14 protein-coding genes and 1 pseudogene are annotated in these 12,556 nt (G+C 61.5%); 8 read left to right on the top strand and 7 right to left on the bottom strand.

What is annotated here, in order from left to right:
* Positions 1-88 precede the first annotated feature (88 nt).
* A complete protein-coding gene (locus tag GA0061098_RS21330) occupies positions 89-1,039 on the bottom strand; it encodes an ArdC family protein (RefSeq protein ID WP_091960512.1) in 951 nt (316 codons plus the stop codon).
* A 1,392-nt stretch (positions 1,040-2,431) separates the two neighbouring features.
* Between GA0061098_RS21330 and GA0061098_RS21325 the strand changes: the two genes are divergently transcribed.
* Positions 2,432-2,695, top strand: a complete 264-nt coding sequence (locus GA0061098_RS21325; RefSeq protein ID WP_091960509.1) for a hypothetical protein — start codon at positions 2,432-2,434, stop codon at positions 2,693-2,695.
* A 38-nt stretch (positions 2,696-2,733) separates the two neighbouring features.
* Here the strand turns inward: GA0061098_RS21325 and GA0061098_RS21315 are convergent, their stop codons facing one another.
* Positions 2,734-3,423, bottom strand: a complete 690-nt coding sequence (locus tag GA0061098_RS21315) for a DUF6428 family protein (protein WP_283807999.1) — start codon at positions 3,421-3,423, stop codon at positions 2,734-2,736.
* Between the two features lie 49 nt (positions 3,424-3,472).
* Between GA0061098_RS21315 and GA0061098_RS21310 the strand changes: the two genes are divergently transcribed.
* Genes GA0061098_RS21310 through arsC form a run of 3 tightly spaced genes read left to right on the top strand, consistent with a single transcriptional unit; the run spans position 3,473 to position 4,937 of the window.
* On the top strand, positions 3,473-3,829 hold the full coding sequence (locus GA0061098_RS21310; RefSeq protein WP_091960506.1) for an ArsR/SmtB family transcription factor: 357 nt from the start codon (positions 3,473-3,475) through the stop codon (positions 3,827-3,829).
* A complete protein-coding gene (locus GA0061098_RS21305; RefSeq protein WP_091961118.1) occupies positions 3,829-4,515 on the top strand; it encodes an aquaporin in 687 nt (228 codons plus the stop codon). Before GA0061098_RS21310 ends, GA0061098_RS21305 begins: the two co-directional genes overlap by 1 nt.
* Complete coding sequence (arsC, locus tag GA0061098_RS21300) at positions 4,512-4,937, top strand: arsenate reductase (glutaredoxin) (protein ID WP_091960502.1); 426 nt, start codon at positions 4,512-4,514, stop codon at positions 4,935-4,937. Before GA0061098_RS21305 ends, arsC begins: the two co-directional genes overlap by 4 nt.
* A gap of 200 nt (positions 4,938-5,137) precedes the next feature.
* On the opposite strand, the pseudogene GA0061098_RS21295 reads toward arsC, so the two are convergent.
* Positions 5,138-5,751 (bottom strand): annotated as a pseudogene (locus GA0061098_RS21295) (cell envelope biogenesis protein TolA).
* Positions 5,752-5,895: 144 nt separating this feature from the next.
* Between GA0061098_RS21295 and ligD the strand changes: the two are divergent.
* The gene (gene ligD, locus GA0061098_RS21290; RefSeq protein ID WP_091960498.1) at positions 5,896-6,879 is read left to right on the top strand and encodes a non-homologous end-joining DNA ligase; all 984 of its coding nucleotides are present in this window, start codon (positions 5,896-5,898) and stop codon (positions 6,877-6,879) included.
* A gap of 18 nt (positions 6,880-6,897) precedes the next feature.
* Here the strand turns inward: ligD and GA0061098_RS21285 are convergent, their stop codons facing one another.
* From GA0061098_RS21285 to ku, 3 genes are all read right to left on the bottom strand, one after another.
* The gene (locus tag GA0061098_RS21285) at positions 6,898-7,362 is read right to left on the bottom strand and encodes a metallophosphoesterase family protein (RefSeq protein WP_091960495.1); all 465 of its coding nucleotides are present in this window, start codon (positions 7,360-7,362) and stop codon (positions 6,898-6,900) included.
* On the bottom strand, positions 7,359-7,862 hold the full coding sequence (locus tag GA0061098_RS21280) for an NUDIX hydrolase (RefSeq protein WP_091960492.1): 504 nt from the start codon (positions 7,860-7,862) through the stop codon (positions 7,359-7,361). The genes GA0061098_RS21285 and GA0061098_RS21280 overlap by 4 nt, the downstream gene beginning before the upstream one ends.
* Before the next feature lie 286 nt (positions 7,863-8,148).
* Positions 8,149-9,081 (bottom strand): non-homologous end joining protein Ku, encoded by a 933-nt coding sequence (gene ku / locus GA0061098_RS21275; RefSeq protein WP_091960489.1) that lies wholly within the window; start codon positions 9,079-9,081, stop codon positions 8,149-8,151.
* 144 nt (positions 9,082-9,225) lie between these two features.
* Here ku and GA0061098_RS21270 point away from each other — a divergent pair, with 144 nt between their 5' ends.
* Genes GA0061098_RS21270 through GA0061098_RS21260 form a run of 3 tightly spaced genes read left to right on the top strand, consistent with a single transcriptional unit; the run spans position 9,226 to position 10,845 of the window.
* Complete coding sequence (locus GA0061098_RS21270) at positions 9,226-9,621, top strand: hypothetical protein (protein ID WP_208610667.1); 396 nt, start codon at positions 9,226-9,228, stop codon at positions 9,619-9,621.
* 45 nt (positions 9,622-9,666) lie between these two features.
* Positions 9,667-10,116 (top strand): hypothetical protein, encoded by a 450-nt coding sequence (locus GA0061098_RS21265; protein ID WP_091960486.1) that lies wholly within the window; start codon positions 9,667-9,669, stop codon positions 10,114-10,116.
* A 3-nt stretch (positions 10,117-10,119) separates the two neighbouring features.
* Positions 10,120-10,845, top strand: coding sequence for an SOS response-associated peptidase (locus GA0061098_RS21260; RefSeq protein WP_091960483.1), 726 nt, complete (start codon positions 10,120-10,122; stop codon positions 10,843-10,845).
* A 162-nt stretch (positions 10,846-11,007) separates the two neighbouring features.
* On the opposite strand, the gene GA0061098_RS21255 is transcribed toward GA0061098_RS21260, so the two are convergent.
* Positions 11,008-12,477, bottom strand: coding sequence for an amidohydrolase family protein (locus tag GA0061098_RS21255; RefSeq protein WP_091960480.1), 1,470 nt, complete (start codon positions 12,475-12,477; stop codon positions 11,008-11,010).
* Positions 12,478-12,556: the final 79 nt, after the last annotated feature.

Genomic DNA, 12,556 nt, shown 5'->3' with positions numbered 1-12,556 from the left:
ACCTCCAACCAGTCACGAACTCAACCGCCCGTCCTCTCACTCTCTGAGGCCCCGCTGCGAAGGCAAGCCGAAACGGCCGGCGGACGCATTACGCGGCAACCTCGTCGCCCTCGTCGACAGAGGCGATCGGCCGTTGCTGAAAGCCGAGCAGGAAATCGGCGGCCTTCGACGCTGCGCTCGCCGCCCGTACAACGGCGCGGTTGTCCTCACGCAGCACCTCCAGCCAAGAGCCGATATAGTCGGCGTGGCGCACGGTCGGCACGATGCCAAGTGAAGCGCAGACGAACGCACCCGCCATCTCCGCGACCAGTTCCTCGCGCGCGTAAGATTTGGAGCCGAACGCCCCCGAAAGATCACGAGCAAGCCGGGATGCAGCTCCACTCCAATGCGATAGTTCGTGGAACGCGGTGCGATGCCAGTTGATGGGCTCGAAATAGGCCGCTGGCGGCGGGACCTGCACAAAATCGCCGGTCGTATTGTAGTATGCGCGCGCCCCGCCAATCCGGAAGTCGGCGCCGGTTGCGGCGATCAGCGATTCCGCCTGCGGTTCGATCTGATCCGGTGGCGGCGGGACGACCGAGCCAGCCACGTCCTCGGGCAAGCCGTCACACTGCTCTATGTTGAAAACGGTAAAGCGCTTGAGAAACGGGATCGTGCCCGGCTCCTCGCCGGTCTCTGCGGTACGTCGACGCTCGTCCTCGGGAATGAAGCGATCCGCGTAGACAACGGTCGTACCTCGCTCTCCCTTCCTGACATGGCCGCCGAGCCCGAGCGCCTGACGAAAGGTCAGCCAGCTCTGTCTGGAGAAGCCGCACTCAATAACGGCACCCCACAAAATCAGCACGTTAATTCCGGAATAACCGCGCAGCGTCGAAGCATTGCGCGGCATGGCGAGCGGCGCCTTGATCGCCGCCGTTCCCCATGGCTGCACCCAAGGGATACGGCCAGCCTCCAATTCCGCGATGATCTTGTCGGTGATTTCAGTATAGATGTTCGCCCGGTCCTTGCCGGCGCGCGCGCAAGCGTTAGGGTCTGACATCGCGGGTCTCCGCGACGGGCACCGCGAGCCTCTCTCGCAGCTTGTAACCCGTCACGGAAAAACCAGCCTGCACTCTTACTCTCAGCCTCTTCGCAATCTGCCTGAGGGCCGCAGGCCCGATCAGGCGTGCGCCAGCGGCGCATCGCCTCAACGGAAAATGGCACCCGGAGAGCGTGAGCATAGCGACCCGAAGGGGCACGCGGGTCCGAGTGCAGCGACGAGACCGGTTCAATAGCGGCACCCGGGAACGGGGCAGTGATAGCGATCGCCGCAGGCGAGCCCCTTTCCCGAGTGCCCCCGGCGAGGAGCACCAAAGCTCTAGCGCGAGGGATCGAAGCCGCAAGACCGAGACGCTGCGCGGCTCGGTTCACGAGAGCCCGGTGAGCCTCCTCACGCGCCAAAACCTGAGCGAACGTGATGCAGGCAACGATACGAGAACCGCCCAGCATTTTCACAGGACTCTCGCGATTATGGAAGAGAGGCCTGTGGGCGGAGCGAAAGCGAAGACCACTCGCGGGACGCAGCAAAAGAGGCACCCGCAGGAGGGTCAGCATAGCGCCGACGCGTAGCGGCGGGACCCGGGACCGAGTGCGGTCGCGAGACCGGTTAAGAAGGCACCCGACCCGAACGGCAGTGATAGCGACGCCGGCATGCGATGACGGCGGGTCCGAGGCGAGTGCCTCCGGCGAGCGACTCAATGCGGATTCACGTCTCCTTGGTATCAGCTTTGCTTTTGTGATAGCGTCTCACTGATGCGCATGTCGATGCACGGCGTGGGCATGTTCACTGAGTCAATTCTTTACAGAGGATGACATGGCCAAGAAAGCCAAGAAGGCAAAGAAGACCGCGAAGGCAGCCACCAAGAAGGTGGCAAAGAAGACTTCAAAGAAAAAGAAGTAGTCGTATCGGCTACTGATCTATTGCCGCCTCCGGGTCGCAACCCGGATGAAAAGCGAGACCTCCCAAAGGATATGAAGCGTCCTTTGCAGCCGTTCGGTATCGCGGCACGCTAAGACAAGGCCGGACCTTTGTGCAGGTGGCTGCTGCATAAAGGTCCGGTTTTTCATTTCTGCCCCGCGAGGGCGTGATCTGCTCGTGCGCGAGGGATCGAAGCCGCAAGGCGCAGACGCTGCGCGGCTCGGTTCACGAGAGCCCGGTGCGGCGACAGCCGCACGCGCAAAACGGACAAGGAGCAACCACCTGAGCTCGGACGTCTGAAGTATCGGAAAACGGTTTCTTCAGTTCGTTCTTGCCCACCCTAGCACCTGGCCGGGCGGAAAATTCGGCCTTCGAAAAACCACGAGATCCCACGATCCGGAAATCCCAGTCGTGTGTTAGCGGTGGGGAACGTCTGCGAGACTAAACGATTCGTCTCAGCGTGGAGAACTTTCAATGCTGATGACCAAGCAGAGACGGCCGGCGATCCGCACCCTGCGCGGTTGGGCGATCAACGTGCTGAACGAAGCCGGCGCCATCCGCGAGTGCGAGGACCACGGCTGGATGCAGGACCGCGCCGATCCGCATGCACGAGAGCGGGCCTTCGACATCGCCCGTCGAGATCCGCCAGCAGACGTCTCCCCTGATGCAGCGGCGGCCGCGGTTCGCGACGTGCTGGACTCGATCGGTGATACCTGCCCTGAATGCCCCTTTGGCTAGAAGGACCGCCGCCACCCTCGGACGCCCGCCCGTCCGACTCAGCGGCCCAGCCGTTTCTCCACGCGCTTGCGCGCGTTGCCGACCTTTTTGACGGCCTTTTTCACCGCCGGCGCCGACTTTCCAGTCTTCTTCGCCTCGTACTGCACTTCGTAGTCCTGCCCGCCGGCCACACGCGCCCGGTCCTGTTTCCGCCCGCGCGCCGTGTTGCTCTTCTTCGCTACCGCCTTCGGTGCGCAGCAGGATTGCTGCTCTGCAAGCCATCGGTCGCGCGGTTTACAGCTTGATGGACGGGCTGAGAGATAAACGCGCACCGCGGTTTCCTCTGTAATCATACGCTCCGCCCGATAGATCTGCATCGGCCGAACACCGTCGCTCACTTCAAAGGTCAGCTTGGCTTGCGCATCGAAGCCGACGGCCTCGTCGACCTTGCGGATGATCGCGAGGAACTTCCCAGCCGGCATGTGGCGGCGGTTTTCCTCGTCGATGTCCCAGAGCTGAATGAAGGTCTCGCTCCAGCTCTCCGGGTTCGCGCCACAATCGAGCGACCTGAATGAACCGGCTTTGACTTCGGTCACGTGATAGCTGGGACGGACGTCCCTGCCGTCGTAATTGAAGATCAGGGACTTGTCTTTGTGTGCTTCGAGACTGGAAAGGAGCGCAGCAGATGAGAGTTCTTCCACCGGAAGGAGAGCGCCGACCACCGAGCGAGTATTGGCAAGCGTGTCCATGGCTGCTATCCTCATTTCAATGATCATTGAATTGTAGGATTATCGAAATATGGAGGAGCGTCAAGCTCGAACCGCTTTCGCGGCGCTATCGCAGGAAACGCGGCTGCGGATCGTGCGGTTGCTTGTCCAGGCGGGTCCCGAGGGGATGGCCGCGGGGGCAGTAGCGGAGGCGGTCGAGGTGTCGCCATCCAACGTGTCCTTTCATCTGAAGGATCTCGAGCATGCGGGCATGATCGTGCCGCGCCGCGAGGCGCGCTCGATCATTTACTCGGCGGATTTCACCGGCTTACGCGATCTCATCGCCTTCCTCATGAAGGACTGCTGCGCGGGCCACCCGGAGATCTGCGCGCCGGCGCTCATCGCCGCCCAGTGCCTGCCCTCCAAACCCAAGAAGGCGCGTGCATGATGCGCGGCTTCGACCTGCCAAGGCGCCTTGTGGCAGAGGGACTCGGCACCCTACTTCTGGTCGCAACCGTCATTGGCTCCGGCATCATGGCCGAGACGTTGACCAAAGACGTGGCATTGGCGCTGCTCGGCAACACCCTTCCGACCGGCGCCATTCTGGTGGTGCTGATCACAATCCTCGGGCCAATATCCGGCGCGCATTTCAATCCGGCGGTCACGCTGGTGTTCACGGTCAGGGGCGAACTCCATCCGCATCACGCCGCGCAGTACATCGCGGCGCAGGTGCTCGGGGGAATCCTGGGCGCGATGGTTGCGCATGCCATGTTCGGCCTGCCGTTATTGGAGTTCTCTGCAAAGGCAAGGACAGGATTTCCGCAGTGGCTTGCAGAATTCGTTGCCGCGTTCGGACTTGTCGTTACGGTCGTCGGTGGCCTCCAATTTCGCGAAGCCGCAATTCCATGGCTGGTCGGGCTCTACATCACGGCCGCCTACTGGTTCACGGCGTCCACGTCTTTCGCCAATCCGGCGGTCGCCATCGCGCGATCATTGACCAACACGTTTTCCGGCATCCGCGCGCAGGATCTGCCGGGTTTCATCGTCGCCGAAGTTTTGGGCGCCATGGTCGCCGCGGGTTTCATGACGTGGCTCTTGCGGGGCACTGAAACCACAAAGAAAGCAATCCGATGACGATAACGATCTATCACAATCCCCATTGCGGGACGTCACGCAACACCTTGGCCATGATCCGCCAAAGCGGGGAAGAGCCGGAGATCGTCGAATATCTCAAGAATCCGCCCTCGCGTGACAAGCTGATCTCACTGATCGCTGCCATGGGGATTACGCCTCGGGCGCTGGTCCGCGAGAAGGGTACGCCCTATGCCGCGCTCGATCTTGCCAATCCAAAATGGAGCGACGACGACCTGATCGACTTCATGATGGCGTACCCGATCCTGATTAATCGGCCGATTGTGGTCTCGCCAAAGGGCGTGAAGTTGTGCCGGCCGTCCGAGACCGTGCTTGGTCTCCTGGCCTTGGCCGACATTGGCCAATTTGTCAAAGAAGACGGGGAAGTCGTTTCGCCGAAGAGGCCCGGTGGACGCGCTGAATGAACCGCCCACACGTCCCAGATTGGCGCTCATTTTCCGCTGAGGGTCAAACTCGACAAAACTCAGTGTGAGCGTAATAGGTCTGGTTTCATGCCGACGGAAGCTCACGTTGAGCCCGCGCTCCTGCAATTATTTTGCGCGGTCGATTTTGCGGAGGACAGGCAGGTACCAGGGCGTGCCCGGCGGCCGAATGGTCTGGCGACCTAACTCCGCGCGCGCCGCAGCGCCACGTTCAATGCTTCTCTCTCCTCCCCAGCGCGCATCTTCGGCTTGGGATCTTTTCTCGAGAGCCTCCACCTCAGCGGATGGCTGCAGCCCTCTTCGCATGCTCACGCTCGGCCTTGTCCAGCGCCGCTTGTGCCTTGTCGACCGCTTGCTGCCGGCGTTGATGCTCTTTCTGCCTGGTGGCCTCTTCCTTCGCCCGTTGACTCTCGCGACGCCTTTCCTCCCGTTCGTAGGCGAGCGCGGCCTTCCGCTCCGCCGCCTTGTCGGCCGGACGCGAGGAAGGCTTCCTCGTCTTAGGGCGCTTCGATTTGGCCGCGGCTTTCGTCGATCTTCTGCTGCCGCCAAGATCGGTGGGCAGTTCGGCATGCTCATTGAAAGATCCGTCGGATCCAACCGGGCGCCTGAGAACGACGCCAGGCTTTGCCATGGTCGCGGCGATGACGTCCGGATCGTCGCTTTCCTTTGCCGCGCCCTGGTGGAAGAGATTGCTGTCGGCGCCCCAGGCTTCGAGGGCCGCTTTCATGGAGGGAGCGGCGATGGCCAGATCGAAGAAGCCCAGCGAGGTCTGATAGGTCTTCAGTTTTCTGGCCATCGGTCTGATCCGCCCTCGCCCTCGTCGATCGTCAACGTCTCGCACGCCACCATGCCTGCGGAACACGGCGCGGCCCCGAAGCGTTCCCCAATCCTTGAAGGACGTCCATGCCTTTCGCAGCGTGCTCTTAAGGATTGGTCTCGAATGAGCCGGATGTCGACCCTGCCCAAGCGCCTGCAGCCGATGCTTGCTACGCTTACCGAGGCGCCGTTCGACGACGCCGATTGGGTTTTCGAGGATAAGTACGATGGCTTCCGGATGATAGCGGAAATCCGGCGGGGCAAGGTTGCACTCTACAGCCGCAACGGCAAGATCATCAGCCGCAGCTATATCGAGGTTGCCAAAGCGCTGGAGGGTGTGAAGGGCGACGCCGTGATCGACGGCGAGCTCGTCGCGATCGGAAAGGACGGCGTTTCGCATTTCCAGCTACTCCAGAACGCGCTGCGTCATGAAGCGAAGCTCTTGTATTGCGCTTTCGATCTCATGTTTCAGAACGCAGTTGACTTGCGCAAACAGCCTCTTCTCGAGCGCAAGGAGCGGCTGAAAGCGATCCTGCCGAGCCACCGGCTGATCGCCTTCAGCCGTCACCGCAAAGCGAACGGCAAGAAATTCTTCGCCGAGGCCGAGCGGAAGGGTCTGGAAGGCGTCATGGCGAAGCGCGCCGACAGCGCGTATGCGTCCGGAAGCCGGACCGCGGATTGGCTGAAGATCAAGACAGCAAAGCGGCAGGAAGTGGTGATCGCGGGCTTCACAGCGCCGAGGCGCACCAGGCCGTTCTTCGGCGCCCTGGTCCTCGCCGTGCGGGAAGACGACACATGGCGCTACATCGGACATGTCGGCACTGGCTTCAGCCACAAGGTCCTGGAAGACCTCCATGCCAAGCTCGTGAAGCTGACGACCCCTAAATCACCCTTCCCTGCCAAAGTGAAGGACGAGGGCGCCACGACCTGGGTCGAGCCCGCGTTGGTCGCCGAGGTCAAATTTGCGGAGTGGACGAGTAAGGGCGAACTGCGCCAGCCCGTCTACCTTGGGCTCAGGACCGACAAGCGAGCGAAGGACGTCGTGCGTGAGCGAGAACGTCCGCGCAAGCAGAGCTTCCCTCTGGCGAAAGCCCGCAAAAAGGATTGACGCACCCTCCGCCAACACTCACTCGCCTCCAAGGTCGTGGATTTCCGGTCGCGTGCCGTCAGGCGTGAGTTCGAGCGTCGCAAACGTGATCGGCAGCTTGAAACGGCGAGGTCCCGCGCTGCCGGGATTCAGGTAGAGAACGCCACCGACCGTGTCGATCTTCGGCACGTGGGAATGCCCGGAGATGATGACGTCGATGCCGCCCCCGGGATCGGCCTTCAGCGTCTTCAGGTCGTGCAGAACGTAGATCGACTTTCCCGCCAGGCGCACAAGGTTCGTGTCGGGGTAGTCGCGAGCCCACTCGCCACTGTCCACGTTTCCACGAATGGCCGTGACAGGCGCGATGCGGCGAAGCGCGTCGACGATCTCGGGGCGCCCGATGTCGCCGGCATGGATGATGTGATCGACGCCCGTCAGGCCTCGTTCCGCCTCGGGCCTCAACAGGCCGTGTGTGTCCGAAATGATTCCAATCCTGAATATCATTTGACGGCGCTCTCAACCGCGATCGCCAAAAGGCGATCGAGAAACTGAGCTTGAGCGGACAGCATCTTGATCCGCGCGAGCTCGATATCAAACCATTCCGCGCGGTCGACTTCGGGAAAACTCTGCCGTCGACCGCTTCGGGGCGGCCATTCGATATCGAAGGTATTGCTGGTCAGCGCTGCCGGATCAAAGTGGCCCTCGCCGGCGAATGCGATGACGCGCTTCCCTCCTCGCTGTCGGACTTCCCCCAGCGCCTTGAGTGGACCAATTGACGCGCTCGGGCCGAGTTCTTCGGCAAACTCGCGCCGCGCGACGTTCTCCGGAGCATCATCGGCCTCGATTTCGCCCTTAGGAATGGACCATGCGCCATCATCTTTGTTGCGCCAGAACGGACCGCCGGGATGAACGAGCAGTACCTCGAGCCCACGAACGCCCTTGCGGTATGCGAGAATGCCCGCGCTCAAGGTCGATCTCCTGGAAGCCAATTTCACCGCAGCCATATCGCTCCTACTTTGCAGAGCAACCGAGAGCCGGCGCGCCGTCGTCCCACCATACCGGACCGCGCGCGCCGAGCGCCTGCTTAGCCTCGTCCACGGTCCTTGCACCGCTCTTTAGGCCTCGCGGTCGGCCGCCTTCCTGGCGCGCGCACCGACCCGCCGGGCCGCCATTAGATGGCCGACGAGATGGCCTCGCGTGACCTCGTCGAGATGGGATTTGCCATTCGCCAGAGCCTGCCGCGGACGACGAAGTAGTGATCGACCGGCGTCACCGGATGCTTCACGACGCCTAAGCCGACTTCCGCTGCGGCTTGGCCGCCGGCTTCTTCGCCGCGGTCTCCTTCGCCGGCTTCTTGCCTGCGATCGGCATCAGCATTTCCTTCTGCCCGGCCGCCGCCTTGCGCGGCTTTTTTCCTGATTTCTTCGGCGCCTCTGTCGCGGCCGCATCCTCTCGTCCGATGCTCTTGCGCAGCGCGTCCATCAGGTCCACGACGTTCTCACCTCGAGGACGGGCTTTCGCGGTGATGGGCTTGCCGGCGCGTTTCTGATTGATGAGATCGATGAGGGCGGTCTCGTACTGGTCTTCGAACTTGTCCGGCTCGAAATGGCCCGCCTTCTGATTGACGATGTGCTTGGCGAGATCGAGCATGTCCTTGGTGAGTTTCACATCCTGGATATCGTCGAAATATTCATCCGCAGCACGGACTTCGTAGGGGTAGCGCAGCAATGTGCCCATCAGTCCCTTATCGAGCGGCTCGAGCGCGATGATGTGCTCGCGATTGGTCAGCACCACACGACCAATTGCGACCTTGTTCATCTCGCGGATGGTTTCCCGAATGACGGCGAAGGCATCGTGCCCGACTTTACCGTCAGGACGCAGGTAATAGGGGCGAATGAGATATCGCGGATCGATTTCGCTGCGATCGACGAACTCGTCGATCTCGATGGTTCGCGTGGATTCCAGCGCGACGTTCTCAAGCTCCTCCTTGGTCACCTCGATGAAGGTATCGGTATCGACCTTGTAGCCCTTGACGATGTCCTCGTTGTCGACCTCCTCGCCGGTATCGGCGTCGACCTTGGCGTACTTGATCCGATGGCCAGTCTTTCGGTTCAGCTGGTTGAACGAGACCTTTTCGGATTCCGAGGTGGCCGGATAGAGCGCGACCGGACAAGTGACGAGGGAAAGACGCAGGAAGCCTTTCCAGTTAGCGCGGGGGGCCATGCCGGGGGAACTCCGATACTGATACCGGATTCAAGACGAACGACCCGGCTTGGTTCCGACATCGCCGCCTCCCCCACAGGACGATTTTTCCGGCACGCCGCCTAACCGGACTCGACATTTGTTCTTGTTATGTTCTAATTGAGCATGACCGACCGACCCGCGAGCTGGCGCATGCCGACCCCGAAACAGATGGAAAAATTGGCCGCCGAAGCCGACCGTAGACGAGCGCCCACCGCTGCGGCTCCGGATGCACCGTTGCCGGCCGAATATTGGGAATCCGTCCTCAAAGATCCTCGCGCCGGCGCGACCGTCGCCCAGGCCCGACAGCGACGCCTTTCGGAAATTAAGGGCCAAGTGCTGCGCGTCTCCTGCCGCCGCTGCGAGCGGACCGTGGAAATCCAGACCGCCGATGCCGTTCGACTGTATGGCGCCAACGCGCTCTGGAAGGACGTTGCGCAGCGGCTGCTCGACAACACCTGCCAGCAGCGCACCGGCAGGCACGAAGAAGACGGGTGCTGGCCAGCGTTCGAGACGCCGTAGTGCTCTGGATTTGCCGATCCGATCTCTTTGCGCCTGGATGTCCGGATGGCCCCGAAGAATCACCCTACGCCCTTATCGGGCGGCGATCGCAAGGCTCTGACAAAAGAGCTCGGCAAGGCGCGCGCGATGGCTAGCATCCTGGCAACCCAATCGGCGGAGATGCGGGCCAAAGGCGAGGCGATGATCCAGCAAGCCGATAGGCTGCTTTGCGAAAGCTGGAACGAGCGGATGTGGAGTGACGGCGAACCGATCGATCCGTCGCCGAGCATCGATCAGGCCGTGAACGGAGGCTTCCCCTGGCTGGAGATCAGGTGCGCGCGCTGCAAGACGCCAAGCGACGTTGACCTCGCGGCGATGAAGCACCCGCCGACCACCTTCGTGCACGATCTCGCCGGCCGGCTGCGCTGCCGCAAATGCGCCAAGACGGGCCGGCGTCCATCCGCGACTCTGTTACAGTTGACGTGGCAGCCGCGCCACCCTCGAACCGAATCCTGACCGATGTGCAATCTTTATTCGATCACGACAAACCAGGCTGCGATCAGCGCGCTATTTCGTGTCGTGAATCGATATGTCGGCAATCTGGCGCCGATGCCCGGGGTTTTTCCCGACTACAAAGCGCCGATCGTGCGGAACGGAGCCGAGGGCCGCGAACTCGCTACCGCGCGATGGGGGATGCCATCGTCATCAAAGGCGCTGATGGACGCCACCAAGAAACGAGCCGAAAAGCTGCAGGCCAAGGGCAAGACGGTGGATTTCAAGGAGCTGCTACGGATGGAGCCGGACGGCGGCACGACCAACATCCGCAACGTGAAGAGCAAGCACTGGACGCGATGGCTGGGGACCCGAAATCGTTGCGTGGTACCGTTCAACTCCTTTAGCGAGTTCAACAAGGCCGAGGGCGGTGACGTCTGGTTCGCGCTCGACGAAACCCGTCCCCTCGCCTGCTTCGCCGGCATCTGGACCAATTGGACGTCCGTGCGGAAGGTCAAGGAAGGTGAGACCACGAACGACCTCTACGCGTTCCTCACGACCGAACCGAACGCCGAGGTCGGCGCCATCCACCCCAAGGCGATGCCAGTGATCCTGACGACGCCGGACGAAGTCGAGACCTGGATGACGGCCCCTCCGGACGAGGCCCTGAAGCTGCAGCGGCCGCTTTCCGACGGAACGCTCCAGGTCGTCGCCCGCGGCGTCAAGGAAGACCCGCCCGGGCCAACATCGTGACTCACGAAGCCGACGACCAAATGGGCCCATCGCCACGTCCACGCAAATCATCCATGTCGACGCGACCTGGGGCGAGAGAGGAGCAGCCCACCACTCTATCGGAACAGACTTGCGGTCTTGCGGTGTCGGCTTGATTGCGGCCCGTCACGTCATCTCTTCAGATCAATCGCATTCGATGTCTGTGAGTGAGGTGCCGAGCGCCTCAAGAGCCTGCTTAAGGTGGGCTTTGACGTCGTCAAGTGTCCATCCATGAGCGGCCGCGCCGGTACCCGAAAGATTCACAAGTTTATCCGCCCCGCACACCTTTAGCTCGCTCGTGACGGCGCCGGGCGGCAAAAGTTGCTGCAGCAAGTTTTTGTCCCCGTAGACCGCTTGTCCGCCGACCACAACAAGCGACACGTTGGCCGGCGTAGCCTTGACGACAGGGTCAAGAGGAGTGGGTCGGGTGGTGTCGATTGCGACGTTCAGAGCGACAAAATCCGCGAATTGCCCGGGCGCCAGCGCACCGATGTAATCGGATATTCTGACGAGCTTCGCAGGGGTCGACGTTGCCATGGCCACGAGCTCGTCGGAGCTGACGCCATAATGCCTGTATGCGTAACCCATTTCCTGCAGCATGCCTGCACTGCCGGACGGGCTCCAATCGGGCGCAATGGCGATGTCCACTTTTGCCAACCTGGCGGCGGCAATGTTGGTGGTCGAGCCGTAGAGTTCGTCATTGCTGCGTGGCGACCAGATAAGTCCGACATTGCTGTCCTTCATGCCGAGAAAATCGGCGTCACGCAAAGCCGTACCATGAACGAGGGCAAGACCGTCCCGTGGAATAGGAACAGGCTTGGGCTTCCCGATGACGGGTGCGAGCAACACTTCCTTGCTGAGCATGCTGTATTCGCGGTGCGCGGCGGAATCAGTGCTCGCGCCCTCCGCGAGATGGACCACCATGCCCCGCAAGGTCTTATGGTCGAGCGCGCACAGAAGATACTCGAACCTCTCGTGCGTCAATTCGAGCGGAAAGACCTCATTGTCGACGACATCAAGAATCTTGCGATCGGTTTCAGGTCTTACCGTGGGGCATTTGTCGTCGAAGACTGGTTGTTGTTGCAAGAAGCCGGAATCGGTATCGAGATTTCGGGCAAGTCCTGCAACGCACTTATGGTTTTCAGAGGTCTTGTCACTGCTCAATAGTCCACCGAGGACGGACGTCGCCCCACCAGCAAGCGCCTTGATTTCTGCATAGATCTCGGCTTCGCAGGCCACAGCCGGCATTGCGGCATAGTGCGGATTGTTCAGCAAGCGGTCGTATTCCGCGGAATCCTGCCATTCATACCGATTGTTGAATTTGCGGCCGGGCAGCCATCGTGGCTGAATATTCCAGGTGAGATGGTCATGGAGATCGATGAAGCCGGGTAAAATGACGCCTGACAATTTGACCGGAGACGTTGATGGCTGCGCCGACGCGCTAGGGCCGACGCTCAGGATCTTGCCATCGCCCGAAATCGACAACGTTCCATCCGCGAGGATGCCGCTTGGCGTCACCATGACGCCGGCGACGCTCCATTCGGCCGCGAGCGCGCTAGCGCCCGTCCAACACCAGACCCAAAGCACCGCACAAGCCAGGGAATGAAGCCTCATTTGCGCCCCTCAACACCAATGAAGATCTCAAGTGGAACCTAAAACCTACCTGATGATGCCACGTACTCTCAAGGGCAAC

It is taken from the genome of Bradyrhizobium shewense (assembly GCF_900094605.1).
Taxonomy (GTDB): domain Bacteria; phylum Pseudomonadota; class Alphaproteobacteria; order Rhizobiales; family Xanthobacteraceae; genus Bradyrhizobium; species Bradyrhizobium shewense.
Note: the sequence above shows the minus strand (reverse complement) of the source record. Positions and strands in the feature narration are given on the sequence as shown.

Excerpts from the sequence above, each read along its gene's own strand:
- ligD (WP_091960498.1), top strand. The coding sequence starts at position 5,896 with ATGAGCCGGATGTCGACCCTGCCCAAGCGCCTGCAGCCGATGCTTGCT.
- GA0061098_RS21305 (WP_091961118.1), top strand. The coding sequence starts at position 3,829 with ATGCGCGGCTTCGACCTGCCAAGGCGCCTTGTGGCAGAGGGACTCGGC.
- GA0061098_RS21325 (WP_091960509.1), top strand. The coding sequence starts at position 2,432 with ATGCTGATGACCAAGCAGAGACGGCCGGCGATCCGCACCCTGCGCGGT.
- arsC (WP_091960502.1), top strand. The coding sequence starts at position 4,512 with ATGACGATAACGATCTATCACAATCCCCATTGCGGGACGTCACGCAAC.
- GA0061098_RS21280 (WP_091960492.1), bottom strand. The coding sequence starts at position 7,862 with ATGGCTGCGGTGAAATTGGCTTCCAGGAGATCGACCTTGAGCGCGGGC.
- GA0061098_RS21270 (WP_208610667.1), top strand. The coding sequence starts at position 9,226 with ATGACCGACCGACCCGCGAGCTGGCGCATGCCGACCCCGAAACAGATG.
- GA0061098_RS21255 (WP_091960480.1), bottom strand. The coding sequence starts at position 12,477 with ATGAGGCTTCATTCCCTGGCTTGTGCGGTGCTTTGGGTCTGGTGTTGG.
- GA0061098_RS21260 (WP_091960483.1), top strand. The coding sequence starts at position 10,120 with ATGTGCAATCTTTATTCGATCACGACAAACCAGGCTGCGATCAGCGCG.
- GA0061098_RS21285 (WP_091960495.1), bottom strand. The coding sequence starts at position 7,362 with ATGATATTCAGGATTGGAATCATTTCGGACACACACGGCCTGTTGAGG.
- ku (WP_091960489.1), bottom strand. The coding sequence starts at position 9,081 with ATGGCCCCCCGCGCTAACTGGAAAGGCTTCCTGCGTCTTTCCCTCGTC.
- GA0061098_RS21265 (WP_091960486.1), top strand. The coding sequence starts at position 9,667 with ATGGCCCCGAAGAATCACCCTACGCCCTTATCGGGCGGCGATCGCAAG.
- GA0061098_RS21315 (WP_283807999.1), bottom strand. The coding sequence starts at position 3,423 with ATGGACACGCTTGCCAATACTCGCTCGGTGGTCGGCGCTCTCCTTCCG.
- GA0061098_RS21330 (WP_091960512.1), bottom strand. The coding sequence starts at position 1,039 with ATGTCAGACCCTAACGCTTGCGCGCGCGCCGGCAAGGACCGGGCGAAC.
- GA0061098_RS21310 (WP_091960506.1), top strand. The coding sequence starts at position 3,473 with ATGGAGGAGCGTCAAGCTCGAACCGCTTTCGCGGCGCTATCGCAGGAA.